The organism is Streptomyces sp. NPDC043896, from assembly GCF_056435605.1.
The window spans coordinates 46,842-67,912 of sequence record NZ_JBWKEE010000008.1 but is presented as its reverse complement, the minus strand read 5'-3'; the positions used below and the strand labels follow the sequence as shown (position 1 = coordinate 67,912).

Annotated in this window: 16 protein-coding genes; 9 read left to right on the top strand and 7 right to left on the bottom strand. The window is 73.8% G+C overall.

All coding sequences use genetic code 11. From position 1 onward, the window contains the following. Positions 1 to 151 precede the first annotated feature (151 nt). Positions 152 to 2,140, bottom strand: a complete 1,989-nt coding sequence (locus AC069X_RS13830) for a transglycosylase domain-containing protein (RefSeq protein ID WP_478728314.1) — start codon at positions 2,138 to 2,140, stop codon at positions 152 to 154. A 404-nt stretch (positions 2,141 to 2,544) separates the two neighbouring features. Between AC069X_RS13830 and AC069X_RS13825 the strand changes: the two genes are divergently transcribed. The 5 genes from AC069X_RS13825 (at position 2,545) to AC069X_RS13805 (ending at position 8,651) form a co-directional block, all read left to right on the top strand. Further along, on the top strand, positions 2,545 to 3,690 hold the full coding sequence (locus AC069X_RS13825; RefSeq protein ID WP_478728312.1) for an amidase domain-containing protein: 1,146 nt from the start codon (positions 2,545 to 2,547) through the stop codon (positions 3,688 to 3,690). 372 nt (positions 3,691 to 4,062) lie between these two features. Next, positions 4,063 to 5,475 carry a family 2B encapsulin nanocompartment shell protein gene (locus AC069X_RS13820; RefSeq protein ID WP_478728310.1) on the top strand — a complete coding sequence of 471 codons (1,413 nt, stop codon included), beginning with the start codon at positions 4,063 to 4,065 and terminating at the stop codon, positions 5,473 to 5,475. Between the two features lie 107 nt (positions 5,476 to 5,582). Next, positions 5,583 to 6,920, top strand: a complete 1,338-nt coding sequence (locus tag AC069X_RS13815) for a family 2 encapsulin nanocompartment cargo protein terpene cyclase (RefSeq protein ID WP_478728308.1) — start codon at positions 5,583 to 5,585, stop codon at positions 6,918 to 6,920. Between the two features lie 15 nt (positions 6,921 to 6,935). Beyond that, positions 6,936 to 7,826, top strand: a complete 891-nt coding sequence (locus AC069X_RS13810) for a geranyl diphosphate 2-C-methyltransferase (protein ID WP_478728307.1) — start codon at positions 6,936 to 6,938, stop codon at positions 7,824 to 7,826. Positions 7,827 to 7,937: 111 nt separating this feature from the next. Further along, entirely contained in the window at positions 7,938 to 8,651 is a 714-nt protein-coding gene (locus AC069X_RS13805) for a hypothetical protein (protein ID WP_478728305.1), read from the top strand. 81 nt (positions 8,652 to 8,732) lie between these two features. On the opposite strand, the gene AC069X_RS13800 is transcribed toward AC069X_RS13805, so the two are convergent. From AC069X_RS13800 to AC069X_RS13780, 5 genes are all read right to left on the bottom strand, one after another. Then, positions 8,733 to 10,037 carry an MFS transporter gene (locus AC069X_RS13800; protein ID WP_478728303.1) on the bottom strand — a complete coding sequence of 435 codons (1,305 nt, stop codon included), beginning with the start codon at positions 10,035 to 10,037 and terminating at the stop codon, positions 8,733 to 8,735. After that, positions 10,037 to 11,131, bottom strand: a complete 1,095-nt coding sequence (locus AC069X_RS13795; protein WP_478728301.1) for a PLP-dependent cysteine synthase family protein — start codon at positions 11,129 to 11,131, stop codon at positions 10,037 to 10,039. The genes AC069X_RS13800 and AC069X_RS13795 overlap by 1 nt, the downstream gene beginning before the upstream one ends. 1,247 nt (positions 11,132 to 12,378) lie before the next feature. Then, positions 12,379 to 12,894, bottom strand: coding sequence for a universal stress protein (locus tag AC069X_RS13790; protein ID WP_478728299.1), 516 nt, complete (start codon positions 12,892 to 12,894; stop codon positions 12,379 to 12,381). A gap of 108 nt (positions 12,895 to 13,002) precedes the next feature. After that, positions 13,003 to 14,379 (bottom strand): sensor histidine kinase, encoded by a 1,377-nt coding sequence (locus AC069X_RS13785; protein ID WP_478728768.1) that lies wholly within the window; start codon positions 14,377 to 14,379, stop codon positions 13,003 to 13,005. A gap of 55 nt (positions 14,380 to 14,434) precedes the next feature. After that, entirely contained in the window at positions 14,435 to 15,112 is a 678-nt protein-coding gene (locus tag AC069X_RS13780; RefSeq protein ID WP_478728297.1) for a response regulator transcription factor, read from the bottom strand. Between the two features lie 135 nt (positions 15,113 to 15,247). Between AC069X_RS13780 and AC069X_RS13775 the strand changes: the two genes are divergently transcribed. From AC069X_RS13775 to AC069X_RS13760, 4 genes are all read left to right on the top strand, one after another. Continuing rightward, a complete protein-coding gene (locus AC069X_RS13775; protein ID WP_478728295.1) occupies positions 15,248 to 15,838 on the top strand; it encodes a hypothetical protein in 591 nt (196 codons plus the stop codon). Positions 15,839 to 16,262: 424 nt separating this feature from the next. After that, entirely contained in the window at positions 16,263 to 16,811 is a 549-nt protein-coding gene (locus tag AC069X_RS13770) for a hypothetical protein (protein WP_478728766.1), read from the top strand. Further along, positions 16,808 to 17,272 carry a hypothetical protein gene (locus tag AC069X_RS13765; protein ID WP_478728293.1) on the top strand — a complete coding sequence of 155 codons (465 nt, stop codon included), beginning with the start codon at positions 16,808 to 16,810 and terminating at the stop codon, positions 17,270 to 17,272. Before AC069X_RS13770 ends, AC069X_RS13765 begins: the two co-directional genes overlap by 4 nt. A 36-nt stretch (positions 17,273 to 17,308) precedes the next feature. Continuing rightward, complete coding sequence (locus AC069X_RS13760) at positions 17,309 to 19,381, top strand: SpoIIE family protein phosphatase (RefSeq protein ID WP_478728291.1); 2,073 nt, start codon at positions 17,309 to 17,311, stop codon at positions 19,379 to 19,381. A gap of 30 nt (positions 19,382 to 19,411) precedes the next feature. On the opposite strand, the gene AC069X_RS13755 is transcribed toward AC069X_RS13760, so the two are convergent. After that, positions 19,412 to 21,052: an AMP-binding protein gene (locus AC069X_RS13755; RefSeq protein WP_478728289.1), complete on the bottom strand. Its 1,641-nt coding sequence runs from the start codon at positions 21,050 to 21,052 to the stop codon at positions 19,412 to 19,414. Positions 21,053 to 21,071: the final 19 nt, after the last annotated feature.

Below are 21,071 nucleotides of genomic sequence, written 5' to 3'. Positions count from 1 at the left end.
TTTTTGGGAACCCCCCCAGAACCCCCCCCCCCCCCCCCCCCCCCAACACCCCCCCCCCCCCCCCCCCCCCAAAAAAGACCCCCCCCCCCCCCCCCCCCCCCCCCCCCCCCCCCCCCCCCCCCCGGGTCCCGTCCGTCCCGTGCGCCGGGTCCTACTTCACCGCCTTCGCGTAGTCGGACCACACGCCGACCGCCCGCGCGCTGCCGGGCGTCGTGGGGGAGTCGCCGCCCAGCCCCGTCAGCGGCAGCGGGACCAGGTCCAGCAGCGACATCCGGTAGACCACCACGGCCGTGGTCTCCTGGGCCGTGGTGCCCACGAACCAGCCCGCCGTGTTCGCCGAGGTCGTGCCGGTCTTGCCCGCCGCTCCGGGCTGGGCCTTGGCCGCCGCCTTCGCGGAGCCCTCGGTGACGGCCGTCCGCAGGGCTTCCGACACCGTGCGGGCGGTCTTCTGGGACATCGCCTTGACGGCCTTCGGCGGGTCGAGCGGCACGACGGCGCCGGCCCGGGTGGCCGAGCGCACCGAGTAGGGGTCGGTGTGCATCCCGTCCGCGGCGAAGGTCTGGTAGGCCCCGGCGATGCGGATGGCGCTGGGCTTCGAGTTCTCCCCGAGGGCGAAGGTGGGGATCCGCGGCCCGAGGCTCGACGGCAGCAGCCCGGAACGCTCGGCGTACGCCTCCACCCGGTCGACCCCGACGTCGATGCCGAGCTGGAGCATGGGGGTGTTGACCGAGTTGGCGACGGCCTGCTGGAGGGTGATCTGCCCCCAGCTGCGGTCGCCCTCGTTGTGCCCCTTGAGCACCTTGCCGCTGCGGTCCCAGTACGGGCCCTCGGGCGTCTGCACCGTCGCCTGGTCGTTGCCGTCGTACACGCTGGAGGCCGAGACGGGCGTACGGGCCTGGCCGCGCGTGCGCACCACCCCGTCCTCCAGCGCGGCGGCGTAGACGAACGGCGTGAACACCGTGCCGGCCGGGATCGTCGTCGCGTTCGCCTCGTTGAAGCCCTGCTTGAGGTAGTCCGGGCCGCCGTACACGGCGAGCAGCCGGCCGTCGCGGGCCACGCTGGCCGCGCCGATCTTGGCGAACTTGTCGGTGTCGGGTCGCCGCTCGGGGTCGAAGGACTTCTGGGTCTCCTGGACCGCGGCGGTGAGCGCCGCCATCCGGTTCCTGTCGAAGGTCGTGTAGATCTGGTAGCCGCCGAGGTCGAAGTCGGACTCCTTGAGGTGGCCGGCCTTGATCGCGTAGGCCTTGGCCATCTCCACCAGGTAGCCGTTCTGGGCTCCCGGCATGCCGACGAGGGAGGCGTCGGAGGGCTCGGGGAACTTCGTGTAGCCGGCGCGCTCGGCGGCGGTGAGGTGGCCGGTCTGCACCATGCGGTCCAGGATCCAGCTCCAGCGCTCGACGGCCCGCTCGTGGTTCTCCTTGCCGAGGGCGGGGTCGAACAGGCCGGCGCCCTTGAGGAGGGAGGCCAGGAAGGCGCCCTCGCTCGCGTTCAGCTGCGAGACGTCCTTGCCGTAGTACGCCTGGGAGGCGCGCTGGATGCCGTACGTACCGCGCCCGAACCAGCTCGTGTTGAGGTAGTCCTCCAGGATCTGCTTCTTGCCCGCGCGGCTGTCCAGCTTCATGGCGAGCAGCAGCTCGGTGAACTTCCGCGACAGGGTGCGGTCCTGGTTCAGGTACGCGTTCTTCACGTACTGCTGCGTGATGGTGGACCCGCCCTGGGTCTCACCGCCGGTCAGCGCGGCACGGACGGCGCGCAGCATGCCGGAGGGCGAGACACCGGGATCGGAGTAGAAGCTGGCGTTCTCGGCGGCGAGGACCGCTCCCTGGACCTTCTCGGGAACCTTGTCCAGCGGCATCTCCTGGCGCTGGACCCAGCCCGTGCGGGCCATGGTGGACCCGTCGGACCAGTAGTAGACGTTGTCCTGCTGTTTGGCGAAAGAGTTGAGGTCGTCGGGTATGTCCGTTACGGCATAGGCGATGCCGACGAAGGCCGTCATCCCGGCGAACAGGTACAGCACCGCGCCGAGCCACTGACGGCCCGAGGGTATCCACCGCCGCCAGCCGCCGCGCCCCGGTCGCGGGTACGCCGGCTTCAGGCGCCGCAGTGCCGGACGCACCTTGGCGAGGGCCGGCCCGAGCACGGGTCCGAGGCGGCCCGCCAGGCCGGAACCGGACCGGGCCCGGCGGCTCCCGGACTTCCTGCGGCGGCCCGAGGGGGCCGCGCCGCCGTCCTTCGGGGCTGCCCGCCTGCCCCGCGATCGCCTTCTTGAGGCCGTGTCCTGCCTGCCCACTCCGCGTGCTCCCTGTGCCGTGCTTCCCCGTACACCCTAGATGCATTTCCTGTGAAGACGATGAGGAGGTGGCGGGAACCGCGGCGGATTCCCGGGGCGTCTCACGGTGCGGAAGCGGAGTCATGCCGTCGGGCGTACCTGGTGATCATTACCGGGCGACTGGGGACGAAACGGAACGCGGCCACGGCGTCGCCCAGTTGTGCGAAGATTCCGTCCTCCCGGTCCGCGTGGACCGGGTGACAAGGGGAAACACAGTGATACCTAAGAGGTTCAGGCTGGCCGCCATCGGGGCCCTGACCGTGGCCATAGCGTCCGGCAGCCTGTTCGCCTACTCCGCGAGCGCGGGGACGACGGAAGAAGCCGACCGTGCCACCGCGGACGCCTTCGGCCGCATCGCCGACGACGTGCTCTCGCAGCGCACGCAGGCGCTGGTCGACGGCCACGTCAAGCGCCGGGACGCCTCTCCTTCCGCCAAGAAGAAGGCGCGTCTGTCGGACAAGCTGAAGAAGGACCAGGACGAGGCGATCACCTCGCTGAAGTCCCGCAAGACCCGCCTCGCGGAGCTCGGTGAGGCCTACACGGCCGCCGACACCCGCGTCGAGGTGGAACGCGCCACCATCACCGGTGGCAAGGCGACCGTCCAGGTCACCGAGCAGACCACGCTCACCTACAAGAAGGTGCGCGGGGACGAACCGGACACCACGGACTTCAAGACGCGCTACGAGCTGACGCTGACGGGCAAGAAGGGCGGCTCCTGGGAGCTGACCTCCATCAAGTCCCAGGACAGCGCCAACGCTCCCGTCGCGGTCAACGAGCCCGTGGCGGCCAAGGCCGCCACCGTCAAGGACGACGGCAACCAGTACCCGGACGGCACGCCCGCCGCGACGAAGTACCCCGCCGCGCCGAACGCCAAGAAGCTCACCGGGGGCGCGTACGACTACAACGCCATGGCGAAGTACGCGGAGAAGTACTGGAGCAACTACAACCCGGCGTACCGGAAGTTCAACGGCGCCGGCGGTGACTGCACCAACTTCGTCAGCCAGGCGCTGAAGGCCGGCGGCTGGAAGCCCGTCCCGGGCACCTCCTCGGACTACCGCAACTGGTGGTACGACGGCACCCGCCAGTCCACCTCCTGGATCGGCGCGAACGAGTGGGCCTGGTTCACGCTGTCCAACCAGCGGGCCTCGAACCTCGCGAACGTGTACCAGATGGACATCGGCGACATCCTGCAGGTGGACTTCAACAAGGACGGGTCCAAGGACCACTCCATGATCGTGAGCTACCGCAGCCGCGCCGGCATGCCGTACCTCACGTACCACTCCACCAACACCTACCGGAAGTCGCTCGCGAGCATCGTCGCGTCCTACCCGGACGCGCGTTACTTCGCGTACCGCACCTGACGGCCGGCCCCAGGGCCCCTTCCGCCGCGGCGTCCCCGCGGCGGGAGGGGCCCTTCGTCGTGCGCGGGGGAGGAGGCGGAGGCCCCGCACGCCCGGCGCCCGTCCGGTCCGACTCCTCGTCCGAACGGGGGAGCCGGGGGGTCCGGTTCCGGCCCCCGGCCGGATGTATGCGGTTGACGCCCCAAACCTCCGGCCCCTCAAGATCACTGCATCGAGGTAATGGGCTCGGCGTTTCAAGGTCATCCGGCTGCGGGGGCCGTTAGTGTTCCCCGAGATCTGGACGGATTCCCGGATATTCGCCCCTCTTTTTTCCTTTTCACCGGCGACGTGTGCTTATGCCCGTCACCGCGCTTACGAAGGAGAGCTCGTCCCATGACCGTTGACACCAGCCCGGAAGCGCAGCTGGATCCGCCGCAGCAGTCCAGCCTGAGCACGGCGGCCGCCCGCAACCTTGCCAGCACGACCAAGTCCGCCCCGCAGATGCAGGAGATCACCTCCCGGTGGCTGCTGCGCAGCCTGCCCTGGGTGGAGACGAAGGGCGGCACCTACCGCGTCAACCGCCGGCTGACGTACACCGTCGGCGACGGGCGCATCGAGTTCGTCCAGGACGGTGCCTCGGTCCGGGTCATCCCCCGGGAACTCGGCGAACTGGCCCTGCTGCGCGGCTTCGAGGACCTGGAGGTGCTGACCGCGATCGCCGGCCGGTGCGTCCAGCGCGACTTCCGGGCCGGCGAGGTGATCGTCGAACGCGGCACCCCCGCCGACCAGATCCACATGATCGCCCACGGCCGGATCAGCCAGACTTCCACCGGCAAGTACGGCGACGAGGTGGCCATCGCCACCCTCGCCGACGGCGACCGCTTCGGCGAGAACGCCCTGCTCGACGGCGACGCCGGCTGGGACTACACCGCCACCGCCGAGACCCCGGGCACCCTGCTCACCCTCTCGCGCGCCGATTTCGCCGCCGTCCTGGCCTCCGCGCCGACCCTCCAGGCCCACATCCAGGAGTTCAGCTCGCTCCCGCAGCAGCGGCAGAACCGTCACGGCGAGGCCGAGATCGCGCTGTCGGCCGGCCACACCGGCGAGTACGAACTGCCCACCGCCTTCGTGGACTACGAGCTCAAGCCCCGCGAGTACGAGCTCTCCGTCGCGCAGACCGTCCTGCGGGTCCACACCAGGGTCGCCGACCTCTACAACGGACCGCACAACCAGACCGAGGAACAGCTCAGGCTCACCATCGAGGCGCTGCGCGAGCGCCAGGAGCACGAGCTGGTCAACAACCGGGAGTTCGGCCTGCTCCACAACGCCGACTTCAAGCAGCGGATCCAGACCCACTCCGGCCCGCCCACCCCGGACGACCTCGACGAGCTGCTCTGCCGCCGCCGCGGGACCAAGTACCTCTTCGCCCACCCCAAGACCATCGCCGCGATCGGCCGCGAGTTCAACGCGCGCGGGCTCTACCCGGACCACGTCGACGTCGGCGGACAGCAGGTCCCGGCCTGGCGCGGCGTACCGATCCTGCCCTGCAACAAGATCCCGATCAGCAAGGAGAACACCAGCTCCATCCTCGCCATGCGTACCGGCGAGGACAACCAGGGCGTCATCGGCCTGCGCCAGACCGGTCTGCCCGAGGAGTACGAGCCGGGCCTGTCGGTGCGCTTCATGGGCATCAACGAGCAGGCGATCATCTCCTACCTGGTCACGACCTACTACTCCGCCGCCATCCTGGTGCCCGACGCCCTCGGCGTCCTGGAGAACGTACAGATCGCCCGCAGGCGCGACTAGCGGACCAGAGGACCAGCCCACCGGCCGCCCAGGGCCCGGAGACTCCCGGGCCGGCCGAGCACGCCCGGGATCCGGGCCACCTCACCCACCTCACCAAGGAGTCACGGATGCCCGATCCCGGGCCTTCCCCTCTGCAGTCGAGCCTGCCTTCCGCCGCGGCGCACTTCGGGGCGCACGTCCTCGCCGAAACGCTCAGCCTGGGCCGGCCCCCGGCGGGCGCCCCCGTCGCCGAGGCCGCCGTCGCCACGCGGCCCGCCCTGCCGACCGCTCCCGTCCTGCCCTTCGGCACCGCTCCCACCGCGGCGGCGCCGCCCGTGCCGCCGGCGGCCGGACCCGCCCCGGCGGGGCAGCACACCGCGGCCGCCCTGGAACGGATCATCCGCGGACCCAGCGGCCTGGGCACCACCGCCCTGCACCTGGCCCGCACCGAGGCTCCGGCCGAGACCCCGGCCGCCGTCCGCACGGAGGGCCGGCCCATCCCGGGCCTCTACCACCACCCCGTTCCCGAACCGGATCCGGTACGCGTCGAGGAGGTCAGCCGCCGCATCAAGCGGTGGGCGGTGGACGAGGTCCAGGCCTACCCCCCGGAGTGGGAGGACCAGTTCGACGGCTTCTCCGTGGGCCGCTACATGGTCGCCTGCCACCCGGACGCCCCGACCGTCGACCACCTGATGATCGCCACCCGGCTGATGGTCGCCGAGAACGTGGTGGACGACATCTACTGCGAGGACCACGGAGGCTCACCGGTCGGACTGGGCGGACGGCTGCTGCTGGCGCACACGGCACTCGACCCCGTCCACACGACGCCCGAGTACGCACCGGCCTGGGAGGAATCGCTCCTCTCCGACGCGCCGCGCCGCTCCTACCGCTCCGCCATGGAGTACTTCCTCCGCGCGGCCACCCCCTCCCAGGCCGACCGGTTCCGGCACGACATGGCCCGGCTGCACATGGGGTACCTCGCCGAAGCCGCCTGGGCCGAGACGGATTACGTACCGGAGGTGTCCGAGTACCTGGCGATGCGCCAGTTCAACAACTTCCGTCCCTGCCCCACCATCACGGACACCATCGGCGGCTACGAACTCCCGCCGGACCTGCACGCGCAGCCCGCCATGCAGCGGGTCATCGCGCTCGCGGGAAACGCCACGACCATCGCCAACGACCTCTACTCGTACACCAAGGAGCTCGACGCCCGCGGCAAGCACCTGAACCTGCCCGTGGTGATCGCCGAGCGCGAGGGCCTCTCCGACAAGGACGCGTACCTCAAGGCCGTCGAGGTCCACAACGACCTCATGCACGCCTTCGAGGCCGAGGCCGCACAACTGGCCGCCGCCTGCCCCGTACCGACCGTGCTGCGCTTCCTGCGCGGCGTGGCCGTGTGGGTCGACGGCAACCACTACTGGCACATGACCAACACCTACCGCTACAGCCTGCCCGATTTCTGGTAAGGATGGGACTTATCCGTGACTAGCATCGATCTCACCACCTCCGCCCCTTCCGTCGGCTCCGTGCTCATCCCCGCGCCGTCGACGCCCTACCAGGGCGACATCGCCCGTTACTGGAACAACGAGGCCCGCCCCGTCAACCTGCGCCTGGGCGACGTCGACGGCCTTTACCACCACCACTACGGCATCGGCGACATCGACCACGAGGCCCTCGGCGACACCGAGGACAGCGCATACGAGAAGAAGCTGATCGCCGAGCTGCACCGGCTGGAGTCGGCCCAGGCCGAACTGCTCCTCGACCACCTCGGACCCATCGGCCGCGACGACACCCTCGTCGACGCCGGCTGCGGCCGCGGCGGCTCCATGGTCATGGCCCACCAGCGCTTCGGGTGCAAGGTCGAGGGCGTCACCCTGTCGACGAAGCAGGCCGACTTCGCCAACCAGCGCGCCCGTGAGCTCGGCATCGAGGACCACGTCCGCGCCCGCGTCTGCAACATGCTGAACACCCCCTTCGAGACCGGCCAGGCCGCCGCCTCGTGGAACAACGAGTCGAGCATGTACGTCGACCTGCACGACCTGTTCGCGGAGCACTCCCGCGTCCTCGCGGTCGGCGGCCGCTACGTCACCATCACCGGCTGCTGGAACCCGCGTTACGGCCAGCCCTCGAAGTGGGTCTCGCAGATCAACGCGCACTTCGAGTGCAACATCCACTCCCGCCGCGAGTACCTGCGGGCCATGGCCGACAACCGCCTCGTACCGCAGGCCGTCATCGACCTGACCCCCGACACCCTGCCCTACTGGGAGCTGCGGGCCACGTCCTCGCTGGTCACCGGGATCGAGGAGGCGTTCATCAACTCCTACAAGGACGGCTCCTTCCAGTACGTCCTGATCGCGGCCGACCGCGTCTGAGCGGACACAGCCGAGCGCAGGCCGGGAGGGGCCGGGACCGTCAGCCGACGGCCCGGCCCCTCCCGGCGTGTGACCATGTCCCCCGGCACATCCGCACCACCTGGGGGAGACATGTCCACCCGCACCACCGTCGCGCGCCCGCTCGCGGCCGCGCTCGCCGCGCTGTTCGCCCTGACCGCCTGTACCTCGGACGCCAAGGACCGTCAGGCGGACGGGAGTTCCCCGGCCGTGGCCGCCGCCCCCGCACCGGGCGGCGCGGGGTCCGGATTCGAGGGGCCCCGGCCGCAGGACCAGAACCTGCTGGCGTGGACCGGCGATCCCAACGACGCGGGGCACGTCACCGCCCAGTCGGCGGCCGGCGTCGGCGGACGGGTCACCCTGGTCCGGATCGTCCTGCGCCAGGAGATCACCTGGTCGAACGTCTGGCTCGGGCTGGCCGGCCTCGACCCCAACGCCCAGCTCTCCGACTGCTACCTCGGCGTGTACGACGCCGCCGGAAACCTGCGCGCGGCCACCCCCGACATATCCCCCCAGCTGATGACCGATCCCGTCGCCAAACCGCTGGCCCTCGCCAAGCCCTTCACCGCCGCACCCGGGACCTACTTCATCGCCCTCCTCCTCAACGGCAACTGGGCCACCAACGCCCTCACCCTGAAGTCCACGGGAGCGGGCATCTCGGTCAACGCGGGCCTCACGCCGCCCAACCTGCGCTACAGCACCATCCTGACCGGCCAGAAATCCCTGCCGGCCACGGTGAACCTCGGCGAGCAGTCCACCAGCACCATCAACACCGGCTGGGCCAGCCAGTGGTACGGGATCTCCTGAGCGTCCCGGCCCGGGCGCCCGGACGGTGGCTCCGGCCCCGGCGCCGCCCCGCGAGGAGCGGCGCCGGGGCCCGGCCGGGGCTCAGGCCGGCACGGCCCGGGCCCGCGCCTCGCGGACGGGCGGCGCGAGGCGGCCCGTACGGTCGAGCCCGTACAGGGCGGCCGTGCACCCCAGGCCCAGGGCGAACAGGGCCAGCCAGGGCAGCGCCGACATCCCGGCGGACCGGGCCGCGTCGAGCGCCGCCCCCGTGAGGAGGTTCCCCACGGCGATGCCCACGCCGCACACCGTGTTGTACAGCCCGTAGTGCGTGGCCACGAGGCGGTCACCGCAGAGGCGGACGATCGTGTCCATCTCGAAGGGGTACGCGATCATCGTCCCCGCAGCCAGCAGCAGCGCCGACAGTACCGGCGGCACCGCCGCCAGCAGCCGCGTACCCAGCACCGACTCCGGCACGGGCAGCGCCGTCGCGGCCAGCAGGGGCAGGAACGCCACACCCATGGCCAGCAGCCCCCAGGCCAGCGCCCGGCCCGGCTCCAGCCGGGCCTTGCACCAGGCCGTGACCCTGGTCTGGAAGAGGATCGTGCTCAGGCCGGACACCGCGAAGAGCACCGCCACCGCGGCCGTGCCGAAGCCGCCCTCGCCGCCCACGCGCCGGACCTCCAGCGGCAGGGCCATGTAGACCTGGAAGGTCATCACGTACGAGCCGATCATCGCCACGGAGAACAGCAGGAACGGCCGGTTGGCGAGGATCCCGCGCCACTGGACCAGCACCCCCTCCCGGGGGCCCTCGGCGCGTTCGGCGGCGTCGTTGCCCCGGCGGGCGGGCAGGGCCCGCACCTGCACGATGCTCAGCACCGCGAAGATCCCCGCCGCCACCAGGCACGTGACGCGGAAGTCGACGCCCGTCAGCACCATGCCCACCAGCGGCCCGAGCAGGATGCCGGCCTGGTAGAAGACGTTGAACAGGGCGAAGGCCTCCACCCGGCGCTCGCCCGCGTCGGCCGCCAGGTAGGCCCGGGTGGCCGGGTTGAACAGGGCACCGGCCAGTCCCGTCGCGGCCGAGGCGGCGATCAGCGCCGCCACGGAGTCGACCAGCCCGAGGGTCGCGAACCCGGCGATCCGCAGCACGAGCCCCGTGATGATCATCGGCTTGTAGCCGAGGCGGTCGGCCAGGGTGCCGCCGATCAGGAACATGCCCTGCTGGCTGAAGTTGCGCACGCCGAGGATCAGCCCGACCGTCCAGCCCGCCAGTCCGAGCGGGCCGGCCAGGTGCGTGGCCAGGTACGGCATGAGCATGTAGAAGCCCAGATTGATGGTGAACTGGTTCACCATCAGCAGCTGGACGCTGCGCTCGTACGTGCGGACCTGCGCGAGGGTGCCCTTCATCAGGCCGGGACCCCCGAGGCGCGCAGGGTCAGCGGGTCGACCACGCTCGTGCAGCGGGTCCAGCGGGTGACCTCCTTCTCGTCCAGCCTGCCGATCGTCTCCGGCTCCGCGGCCGGCGGCGCCTCCAGCAGCCCGTGCGCGGCGCAGTAGTCGTCGTCGTACACGGTGCCCAGGTAGCGCTGCGGCCCGTCGGGGAACACGGCGGCGATCCGGGTGTCCTCGGGCAGGGTCCGGGCCAGCCAGCCCGCCACGAGGGCGACCGCGCCGACGCTCCAGCCGCCGGTGGCGTAGTGGGACGCGGCGAGCTGGCGGCAGGTCCACACGGCCTCGCCCGGGGCGACCCAGTGCACCTCGGAGAACTGCTCGTACGCGACGTTGCGCGGGTAGATGCTCGAACCGAGCCCGCGCATCAGGCGGGTCCGGGCGGGCTGGCCGAAGATGGTGGAGCCGACGGTGTCCACCCCCACCACCTTCAGGTCGGGGTAGAGCTGGCGCAGGACGCGTGAGACGCCCGCCGAGTGCCCTCCGGTGCCGACGCTGCACACCAGGACGTCGATGTGGTGCAGTTCGGTGGCCAGTTCGAGGGCCAGCGGGGTGTAGGCGGTGGTGTTGTCCGGGTTGTTGTACTGGTCCGGGCACCAGGAATCGGGGTGCTGGCCCAGCAGCTGGGTGACGCGGTCACGGCGGGCCTGCTGCCACCCGCCGGTGGGGTGCGGTTCGGAGACGACGTTGACCTGCGCCCCGTACGCCGTCAGCAGGCGGGTCATGGACGACTCCAGGCCGGGGTCGGTGACCAGGGTGACGGGGTGCCCGTAGACCATGCCGGCCAGGGCGAGGCCGAGACCGAGGGTGCCGCTGGTGGACTCGATGATCCGGCCCCCGGGCTTCAGTTCGCCCCGGGCCCGGGCCCGCTCGACCATGTGCAGGCCGGGACGGTCCTTGATGCCGCCGGGGTTGAAGCCCTCGAGCTTCGCCCAGAACCCGCGCCCCGCCGGGGCCAGGGGCTCCGACACGCGCAGCAGGGGGGTGTTGCCGACCAGGCCGGAAAGGCCGGCGCGGGAGGGGGGAGTGACGTCGGTGGCCGAAGAATGCATTGTTCCGCTCTCGTTTGATGGTGCGTCGGGTGGTCGCGCTCGTGGGAATGCCGAGCCGGGGCAGGGCAGGTCCGCCCGTTGGGGCATACGTCAGCCGTTGCGAACGGGCTTACGGGAGCGGACTAGAGCCGCCATCGACAGACGATGGTCAGAGTGGAACGTCCTGAACGGGCCGCCGGCGGTCCGGTCGTGGCCGGTGGTGCGGCCCGGACCGCGGCCGGAGCGGCGTCCGCGGCCGCGGTGGGCCGTGCGGGCACGGCGGCCGGCGGGGTCGGGCCCTGTGTGGAGGGGGCCGGATCGGAAGACGCGCAGCTGGAGCCGGGTCCGTGGTGCGGGTGGGAATGGCCCAGGGGCTCTGCAGGGGGCGTCGGCCCGGGTTGCAGCGCTGCTCCAGCGGCCGACGAGCCGCGGGCGAGGTCCGCGTGGGCGTGCGGGGTGCAGGCCAGGGCGGCGAACAGCAGCGTGCCCAGCAGCGCGACGACCAGCGCCCGGAACCGGGACGAACGGGGCCGGAATGGGGAGGGGTGAGGGTGGGTCAACAGGATTCCTCCGTGCGGCGGGCACCCCTCGGCCCGGCGGGGCGCGGGGGGTGGCGGGGATCGCGGGACGGGCCCGGAAGGATCCCGGGGCCTACACCTGGAGGACGGCGGAGGTTCTTGGGGGCGCGGTGCCGGCTTCCACCGGGCGGTGGGGCGTGCCGCCGAACCCGGCCGTGTCCGGGTGGGCGGCACGGGCGGGGCGGGAGAGGGCGGCCGCCGGAGGGGCCGGTACGTCCGCCGGGGTGCCTGCCCGCGGGGGCAGGGGTGCGCAGTCGTGGACCGGGTGGGACGGGTCGTGGCGGTCGGCGGGGGCCGCCGAGGCCGGGGCCGCGATGGCGGGGGCGGCCGTCGGGGAGGCCGCCGCCGGGGTGGCGGCGTGGGCGGCGCCGTGCGAACCGGCGCCGTGCGCGCAGAGCAGGCCGAGCAGCAGCAGGGTCAGCCCGAGCAGGTGCAGCAGGCCCGCTGAGGAGCGGGCCCGCGGCATGCGGGAGGACCTGGCTGTGACCACGCCGTGATCGTAACTTGTCCCCTGCGTGATGTACGGCCGTGAACCGGACAATCACCGCCCGCGTCGTGGCCGAGCCCATGCCCTCCGGCCACCACCGCCCCGCGCCGGAAGGCGGGGACCGGGCCCGCGCGCAGCCGGCTCACGGCGCGAAGGCGCCGGTCCGGCGGGCCCGGCCGTGACCCCGCCGGCACGCGGGCGGGTCACCCCGCCAGCTCCCGCGCGTCCAGCCGCAGGTGCCACGCGTTGCGGCGCCGGACGGCGTGCAGCTGGGCCTCCAGCGGGTTCGGCGGGACGGTGAGCACGGGGCACGGGGCGTGCGCCAGGCAGTGGCGGGCCACCGAGGGCCGCAGCGCCCCCAGCAGCCGGCCGCGCCGGCCGGCGCCGACCACCAGGAGGTCGTCGGCCTCCCGCGCGGCGTCGACCAGGGCGGCCCCGGGCGCCCCCCGTACGATCCGTGCCGTCAGGGGGACCCCCGGGCCGGCCGGCCCGAATGCGGCGTCGAGGGCCTCCAGCAGCCTCCTGGCCGCCGCCGCCCGGTGCTCGGGGTAGGGCGCGCAGGCGCAGGGGCCGCGCCGGCCCCGGCCGCCGCCCGGCACCTGCCAGGCCAGCACGGCCCACAGCCCCGCCCCGCGCAACCGTGCCTCGTCGGCGGCCCGGTGCAGGGTCGCCGCACTCCCGGCACCGCCACTCACGCCCGCCACCACCCGTAGCCCCACCGCCGGCCCCTCCCGCCGCTCCGTGCTCCGGCTTCCATTGAACGCCCGCCGGGGCTGCCCGTACGTCAGCGGTCCGTATGGACCCGGTCGGCCGGCGTCAAGTTCCCGTCAGGCGGGGGTGGGGTCGGGTGCCGTCGGGAGGACGGCCCGGAGGCGGGCGCCCCGGGGGGCGGGTTCGGCGGTCAGGGTGCCTCCGTGACGGGCGGTCAGGTCACGGGCTATGGCCAGGCCCAGCCCGGCGCCGCCGTGGTCGCGGCTGCGGGAGTCGTCGAGCCGGGTGAACCGTTCGAAGACCCGTTCCCGGTCGGCCGGCGGGATGCCCGGACCGTCGTCGAGGACCTCCAGTACGGCGTTGCGCGCGCCGGGGCCGCCGGTGGTGCGCAGGACCAGCTCCACCCGGCCGTCGGCGAACCGCTGGGCGTTGTCGAGGAGGTTGGTCACCACCCGGGTCAGCCACAGCTCGCTGCCCTCCACCTCGACACCGGCCTCCAGTTCGGCGCGTACGGGGACCCGGTCGCCGAGCCGCGACTCCACGGCCGCCCGGGCCACGGCGCCCAGGTCCAGCCGGACCGCCGCGAGGGGCTGGGAGGCGTCGATCCGGGCCAGCAGGAGCAGGTCGGAGGCGAGCCGCTGGAGCCGCTCGGTGTCCTCCAGTGCCCCGCCGATCAGTTCCGGCCACAGCTCCGGGTCCCGTACGGCCAGCGCCACCTCCAGCTGGGTGCGCAGCACGGTGATCGGGCTGCGCAGCTCGTGCGAGGCGTCGGCGATGAACTGGCGCTGGCGGTTGCCGGAGGACTCCAGCCGGTCCAGCGTGGAGTTCATCGTCTCGGCCAGCCGGGCCACCTCGTCGCGGGTGGGCGGTACCGGGACCCGGCGGTGGAGGTCCCGGTCGGTGATCTCGGCGACCTCCGCGCGGATCGCCTCGACGGGCCGCAGGGCGCGGCCGGTCACCCGCCAGGTGACCAGGGCCACCGTGCCGAGGAGCAGCGGGCCGCCCACGGCGAGCGCGGCCGTGGTGGTGTCGTCGGCGGCGTCGACGTCGCGGAGCGAGGTGCCCACGTACACCGTGACCAGCCCCTGCGGGGTGTCCGTGGTGACCTGTACGACCCGCACCCGGTGCGCGCCGCCGAGCGGCCGGAGGCGCCAGGTGTGGAAGGCGGTCCCGGGGCCCGACGGCCTCCCGGGGTCCAGGGCCGGCGCGCCGGCCAGGTTCGGGGTGGCCCGCAGCACCCGGCCGCGCGCGTTGACCACCTGGACGAAGTCGGCGCCGGGCAGCGGGGCGCGCATCCGGTCCAGGCCGCCGGTGGCGGCGAGCCGCGCGATGGTCACGGCCTGCTGCTCGGCGTCCCGTTCGGCGTTGCGCAGCAGGTTGGCCTCCAGCAGCCCGAGCAGGGCGAACGAAGCCAGGGAGAGGGCGGCCGCCACCACGAGGACGGCGCCGGCGGTGGCCCGCCCGCGGACGGTGGTGGGGGTGATCCGCCGCAGCGCGCGGCGTGCGCGGCGGAGCGGGCGGCGTGCCGCGCGGGGTGCGGCTCCGTTCTCAGCCACCGTCTGCCGCCAGCCGGTACCCGGCGCCGCGCACGGTCTCCACGGCGGACCGCCCGAACGGGGCGTCGATCTTCCGGCGCAGGGCGCTGACGTGTACCTCGACCACGTTCGGATCGCCGTCGAAGGCGGTGTCCCACACCTGTTCCAGGATCTCCCGCTTGGGCACCACCTCGCCGGCCCGCCGGGCCAGGTACTCCAGCACGGCGAACTCCCGCGCGGTCAGCCGTATCTCCGTCCCGCCCCGGGAGCACGAGTGGCGCGCCGGGTCCACCAGCAGGTCGCCGAACTCCAGCGTCAGCGGGCCCCGGCGGCCGGTGCGCCGGGCCAGCGCGCGGAGGCGGGCGACGAGGACGAGGTAGGAGAAGGGCTTGGAGAGGAAGTCGTCGGCGCCGGTGTCGAGGGCCTCCGCCTCGTCGTGCTCGCCGTCCTTCGCCGTGAGCATCAGGATCCCCGCCTCGTTGCCGGCGGCGCGCAGCCGGGAGCAGACCCGGTAGCCGTTGAGGCCGGGCAGCATGATGTCGAGCACGATCAGGTCGTAGTCGTGCTCGCAGGCCATCCACAGGCCCTGCTGCCCGTCGTGGGCCACGTCCACGGAGAAGCCCTCGGACTGGAGCCCCCGCTGGAGGGCCAGGGCCAGCCGTCGTTCGTCCTCCACCACCAGTACGCGCATCCGCACAGGGTCTCAGGTGCGGTCACGGCTTTGCTGAAGGGGTCTTCAGGCGGCTTCAGGTGGGCTTCAGCATCGCCTCGGCATGCTCGGCCGCGAGCCGGGTGCGGTGCCCGGTTGTGCATGAGGAGTGCCCGTATGTCTGAGTCTTTCCCGCAGCCCGAACAGCCCGAACAGCCCGAACAGCCCCGGCAGGCCGAGCAGGCCACGCCGTCCGAACGTGCCGCCGGGCAGGCGCGGCAGCCGGAGCAGCCGGCGAAGGCCCTGGGCAAGGGCCGCGGTATGGCCGTCCGCTGGGCGGTGGCCGCCGGCGCGGCCGCGGTCATCGTGGGCGGCGGGGTGGCCGCCGTGGCCGTGGCCGGGCACGGCCACGGCCACGACCGTGCGGACCGGGCCCGGCACTTCCTCCCGCCGGAGCCCGGCCGCGAGCACGCCGCCAAGGGCGGGCCGAAGGTACGGGACGGCGCCGGCCCGGCACGCGGGGGCTTCGCACAGCACGCCCCGGCGGCGCCCGTGCCCCTGCCCGCCCTGCCCATCGGGCAGGCGGCGGAGAAGGCGGCCGCGGCGGTGGAGGGAGGCAAGGTCGAGAGCCTGCGCGCGGTCGCCCAGCAGGGCGGCGGCAGCGCCTGGCTGGCGGTGGTCCTCGGCCCGGACGGCGTCCGCCACGCGGTGACGGTATCCGGCTCGGACGGCACGATCACCTCGAACGTCCCCCGCATCCGCCGCTAGGCGGTGTCCGGCCCGGCTGCCGCGCGGGTCGGCCGGGGGAGCCCGGCCCGGAACCCGGGCCCGGCCCCGCTTGCGGGGTGCGTGTGGGCCCGGTGGTGGTCGGGGCCCGTTCCTGCCCGGGTGGTGCGTGGGGCGGCCCGGGGGAGGCGGGCCCGTCCTCGGGCCGGGGGGCCGGCCCCCGGCGGGCCGGCCGGTGTGCTGCCCCGCGCCCCGTCGGCGGCCCCGCCGGTCCGGCTGCGGGGCGGGGCGTCCCCGCCGCGCCGACGGGCCCGTGCCGGTCGGTTGGGCCGCTGAGCGGCGCGCGGGTCCCGCCGGCCCGCTCCCGGCGCCCGTCGTGCGCCCCCCGGGTGGTGCGGGCGCCCCCGGGGGCGGGGTGTCGCCCGGGGTGGGCGCGGGGTTTGCTGGGCGGGTGGATTCCGACGACATGCCCTGCGAGGTGCTGCTCATCGGCGGCCGGTCCGGCGTCGGCAAGACGACCGTCGGCTGGGAGGTCTCCGTACGGCTGCGCACCGCCCGGGTCGCCCACTGCCTCGTCGAGGGCGACAACCTCGACCAGGCGCACCCCGCCCCGCCCGGCGATCCCGACCGCGCGAAGCTGACCGAGGCCAACCTGGCCGCCCTCTGGCGCAACTACGCGGCGCTCGGCCAGCGCAGGCTGATCTACACCAACACCGTCTCCGTCCTCGACCCCGGCCTCATCACCCGTGCCATGGGCGGTGCGCCCCGCGTCATCGGGGTCCTGCTCACCGCCGGTGACGCCACCGCCCGCGCCCGCCTGGCCGTCCGCGAGACCGGGAGCCAGTTCGAGGCCCACGTGGCGCGCAGCGGCGTCATGGCCCGCCGGCTGGAGGCCGCCGCACCGCCCTGGGTGCACCGCGTCCCCACCGACGGCCGCTCCGTCGCCGACATCGCCCTCGACGTCGTCGCCACGACGGGCTGGGCGGCGTCCCCCGCACGAGAGGACGGGGCATGACCGTCTTCCGGTGCGCCGACTGCGGCACGGCGGTGTCCGCCGAGGTCGACGAGGTGCCCCTGCCGGAGCGGGACGGCCCGCTGCCCTACGAGGGCGCCGACGGCGCATGGCCCCCACGCCTCCCGCCCGGGAGCTTCGCCCGCGATCCCCGGCCCTCCGCCTTCTCCTGGGTGCCCCACCCCTCCCAGCAGTCGCAGCGCGCGCCGGCGGGCCCGCGCGGCGCCATCGTTCTCAGCCCCGGCGACGGCCGCGGCATGTCCCCGACCACCGACGCGGGGACCCGGGGCGGCTGTTGCGGCCCCGACGGCCTGGCCGGCGCCAACCTGCTGTGCGGCGGTTGCTCGGCCCCGCTGGCGATCGAGAGCGCCGACTGCTGGACCGTCCAGCAGATCGTCCTGGACCCGCGCCGCGTGACGGCCGCCGCCCCGGAGGCAGGCCGGCCCGGGGGGCGCGCAGAATGAAGGGGAGCGGCCGCCCCCAGGCAGAGGAGGCTTCCGGTGCCGTCGGAGCAGGCGGGGGGCGCGGGGGGCGCGGGGGCTGCCGGTCCGATCCGGTCGGAGCCCGGGTCGCTGCTGGAGCACGTGGCGGTGGCCGTCTTCGGCATGGACGCGGACGGCCGGATCCGCTTCTGGGGTCCCGGAGCGCAGGGCCTCTTCGGGCACGAGGCCGCCGGGGCGCTGTCCCGGCCCGCCGCCGTCCTGTTCCCCGAGCCGCCCGAAGGCACCGCCCCCTCGGCCGAGCGGCTGGCGGAACGCGCCCTGACCCTGGGCTACTGGCGGGTCCGGCTGCCCGCCCTGCACCGGGACGGCTCCGTCTTCGACTGCGGCTTCCGGGTCTTCCCGGTGGCCGGAAGCGCCGGCGAGTCCGTGATCATGGGGCTGGCCAGCCGGGGCGACGAACTCGACCGGGTGAAGACGAACCTCGCCTTCCTCGACGCCCTCTTCGAGACCTGCCCGATCGGCCTGGTCATGCTCGACCAGGACCTGCGCTACATCCACCTCAACCAGGCGCTCGCCGACATGGACGGGCTCCCGGTCGCCGAGCACCTCGGCCGCTCCGTCCACGAGATCATGCTCGCCTCCGACGGCGGCGAGTTCCAGCGGATGCTCCGCGCCGTCGCCGACGAGGGCCGCCCCCTCGTCGGGGCCCTCGTGGGGCTGCGCACACCGGGCCGCCCGGACCGCGACCAGGTCCGCTCGGTCAGCCTGTTCCCGCTCAGCCGGGCCGGTGAGACCCGCCCCGGGGTGGGCGGCCTGCTGGTGGACGTGACCGACCGGGAACAGGCTCTGCTGGAGGCCACCGAGGCCCGCCAGCGCCTGGCCCTGCTGGACCGGGCCGCCGCCCGCGTCGGCACCACCCTCGACGTGGGCACCACCGCCGGGGAACTGGTGGGCGTGGCCGTACCGGACTTCTGCGACGGCTGCGTCGTCGAGCTCGTGGAATGGAAGAACCCCGCCGAGGCATTCGACCCGGACCTGCCCCTGTCCACCCGCCGCATCGCCTCCGGAACGGTCCTGCCGCCGCCCGCGCCCGAGCTCGTGACCGGCCGGGAGCGGGTGACGTACCCGCCCGGCTCCGCCATCCACCGGATGCTCGCCACCGGCCGCCCGCTCTGCTTCGCGGTCGACGAGGGGTTCGCGGCCCGGATCGCCTCCAGCCAGGAGAGGGCCCGGCTGCTCCTCGACAGCGGCCTGGCCCGGATCGTCATCGCCCCGCTCGTCGCCCGGGGCACCGTCCAGGGCATCGCCATGTTCGGCCGCTCGTCCGCCCGTCCCGACTTCACCGCGCAGGACCTCAGCCTCGCCGGGGAACTCGCCTCCCGCGCCGCCCTGTGCCTGGACAACGCCCGCCTCTACAGCCGGGTCCAGGACATCGCCCTCACCCTCCAGCGCGCCCTGCTGCCCAGCGCCCTGGCCCGCAGCGAGCACGTCGCCATCGCCCACCGCTACCTGCCGGGCAGCCGGGCCACCGAGGTCGGCGGCGACTGGTACGACGTGATCGACCTGCCCGGGGACCGCGTCGCCCTCGTCGTCGGGGACGTCATGGGCCACGGGGTGCCCGCCGCCGCCTCCATGGGCCGGCTGCGCATCACCGCCAAGGCCCTCGCCCGCCACGGCCCGGAGCCCGAGCGGCTGCTCGGCGAACTCGACGCGTGCGCCCGCGAGTCCGGCATCGAGCTGGCCACCTGCCTCTACGTGGAGTACGACCCCCGCACCGGCCTCGCCCGCATCGCGAACGCCGGCCACCCCCCGCCCCTCCTGCGCCACCCCGACGGCACCGTCGAGACCCTCGGCGGCGGCCTCGGGGTCCCGCTCGGGGTCGGCGGCGTCCCCTTTCGCTCGGCGGGGGCCCACCTCCCCGACCGGGCCGTCCTGGCCCTGTACACGGACGGCCTCGTCGAGGCGCGCGGCCAGGACATCGAGACGGGCCTGGACGCGCTGCGCGGGCAGCTCGCCCGCGTCGAGGGCCCGTTGGAGGCCGAGGTGGACCGCGTCCTGTCGGCCCTGCTCCCCGACGCGGCGACCGACGACACGGTCCTCGTCCTCGCCCGGCTCCGGCACGCCCGGTGACGTCGGAGGGAGGCCGCACGCGTCCCGCGCCTACTCCAGCAGCCGGGCCGCCATCTCGCGCATCTCGACCTTGCGGATCTTCCCGGTGACCGTCATCGGGAACTCGTCCACCACGTGCACGTAGCGCGGGATCTTGAAGTGGGCCAGGCGGCCCGCGCAGTACGTGCGGACGGCGTCCGCCGTCAGCGGCTCCGCGCCCTCCCGCATCCGCACCCAGGCCATCAGCTCCTCCCCGTACTTGGCGTCGGGGACGCCGATGACCTGGACGTCCAGCACGTCCGGGTGGCCGTGCAGGAACTCCTCGATCTCGCGCGGGTAGAGGTTCTCGCCGCCCCGGATCACCATGTCCTTGATCCGGCCCGTGATGCTCAGGTAGCCGTCCGCGTCCATGACCGCCAGGTCGCCGGTGTGCATCCAGCCCTCCGGGTCCACGGCCTCGGCGGTCTTCTCCGGCTCGCCCCAGTAGCCGAGCATCACCGAGTACCCCCGGGTGCACAGCTCGCCCGGGGTGCCGCGCGGGACCGTGCCGCCGGTCTCCGGGTCGGTCACCTTCACCTCCAGGTGCGGGCCGACGCGGCCCACCGTGGAGACCCGCCGCTCGACCGTGTCGTCCACCCGGGTCTGCGTCGACACCGGGGAGGTCTCGGTCATGCCGTAGCAGATGGAGACCTCGGTCATCCCCATCCGCTCGATCACCTCGTTCATCACCTCCACCGGGCAGGGAGAGCCCGCCATGATCCCGGTCCGCAGGCTCGACAGGTCGTACCCGTCGAAGCCGGGGGCGGCCAGTTCCGCGATGAACATGGTCGGGACCCCGTACAGGGAGGTGCACGCCTCCGCCTCCACCGCCGCCAGGGTGGCCGCCGGGTCGAAGGCCGGCGCCGGGATCACCATCGCGGCGCCGTGGCTGGTGCAGGCGAGGGCGCCCATGACCATCCCGAAGCAGTGGTAGAACGGCACCGGCACGCACACCCGGTCCCGCTCGGTGTAGCCGCACAGCTCCCCGACGAAGAAGCCGTTGTTGAGGATGTTGCGGTGCGAGAGGGTGGCCCCCTTGGGGAAGCCGGTGGTGCCGGAGGTGTACTGGATGTTGATCGGGTCGCCCGGGTCCAGCGCGGCCCCCGCCCGCTCCAGGTCCGCCGGGTCGCCCTGGGCGCCGCGCTCCAGCAGGGAACGCCACAGCGGCCCGCCGAGCAGGGCGGTGAACTCCAGGTCCGGGCAGCGTGGCCGGACCTCCTCGATCATCCCCGCGTAGTCGGAGGTCCTGAAGCTCTCCGCCGCGACCAGCAGCCTGATCCCGGACTGGTTCAGGACGTACTCCAGCTCGTGCGAGCGGTACGCCGGGTTGACGGTGACCAGCACCGCGCCGATCTTCGCGGTGGCGTACTGCACCAGGGTCCACTCGGCGCGGTTGGGTGCCCAGATGCCGACCCGGTCGCCCTTCGCGATGCCGAGGTCCAGCAGCCCCAGAGCGAGGACGTCGACGTCGGCGGTCAGCTCCGCGTACGTCCACCGGCGCCCGGCGGCCACGTCGACGAGGGCGTCCCGGCCGGGGAAGCGGGAGGCGGTGCGGTCGAGGTTGGCCCCGATCGTCTCCTCCAGCAGCGGGACCGCCCGGCTTCCTGACGCGTGACTGGACGGGACGGGCGCGACGGACACGTGTACCTCCACGACTCTGTGGCCCGGCGGG

Bases quoted from the DNA above. Each gene is read 5' to 3' on its own strand.
- AC069X_RS13780 (WP_478728297.1), bottom strand. From the start codon at position 15,112: ATGCGCGTACTGGTGGTGGAGGACGAACGACGGCTGGCCCTGGCCCTC.
- AC069X_RS13820 (WP_478728310.1), top strand. From the start codon at position 4,063: ATGACCGTTGACACCAGCCCGGAAGCGCAGCTGGATCCGCCGCAGCAG.
- AC069X_RS13775 (WP_478728295.1), top strand. From the start codon at position 15,248: ATGTCTGAGTCTTTCCCGCAGCCCGAACAGCCCGAACAGCCCGAACAG.
- AC069X_RS13765 (WP_478728293.1), top strand. From the start codon at position 16,808: ATGACCGTCTTCCGGTGCGCCGACTGCGGCACGGCGGTGTCCGCCGAG.
- AC069X_RS13795 (WP_478728301.1), bottom strand. From the start codon at position 11,131: ATGCATTCTTCGGCCACCGACGTCACTCCCCCCTCCCGCGCCGGCCTT.
- AC069X_RS13805 (WP_478728305.1), top strand. From the start codon at position 7,938: ATGTCCACCCGCACCACCGTCGCGCGCCCGCTCGCGGCCGCGCTCGCC.
- AC069X_RS13800 (WP_478728303.1), bottom strand. From the start codon at position 10,037: ATGAAGGGCACCCTCGCGCAGGTCCGCACGTACGAGCGCAGCGTCCAG.
- AC069X_RS13770 (WP_478728766.1), top strand. From the start codon at position 16,263: ATGCCCTGCGAGGTGCTGCTCATCGGCGGCCGGTCCGGCGTCGGCAAG.
- AC069X_RS13815 (WP_478728308.1), top strand. From the start codon at position 5,583: ATGCCCGATCCCGGGCCTTCCCCTCTGCAGTCGAGCCTGCCTTCCGCC.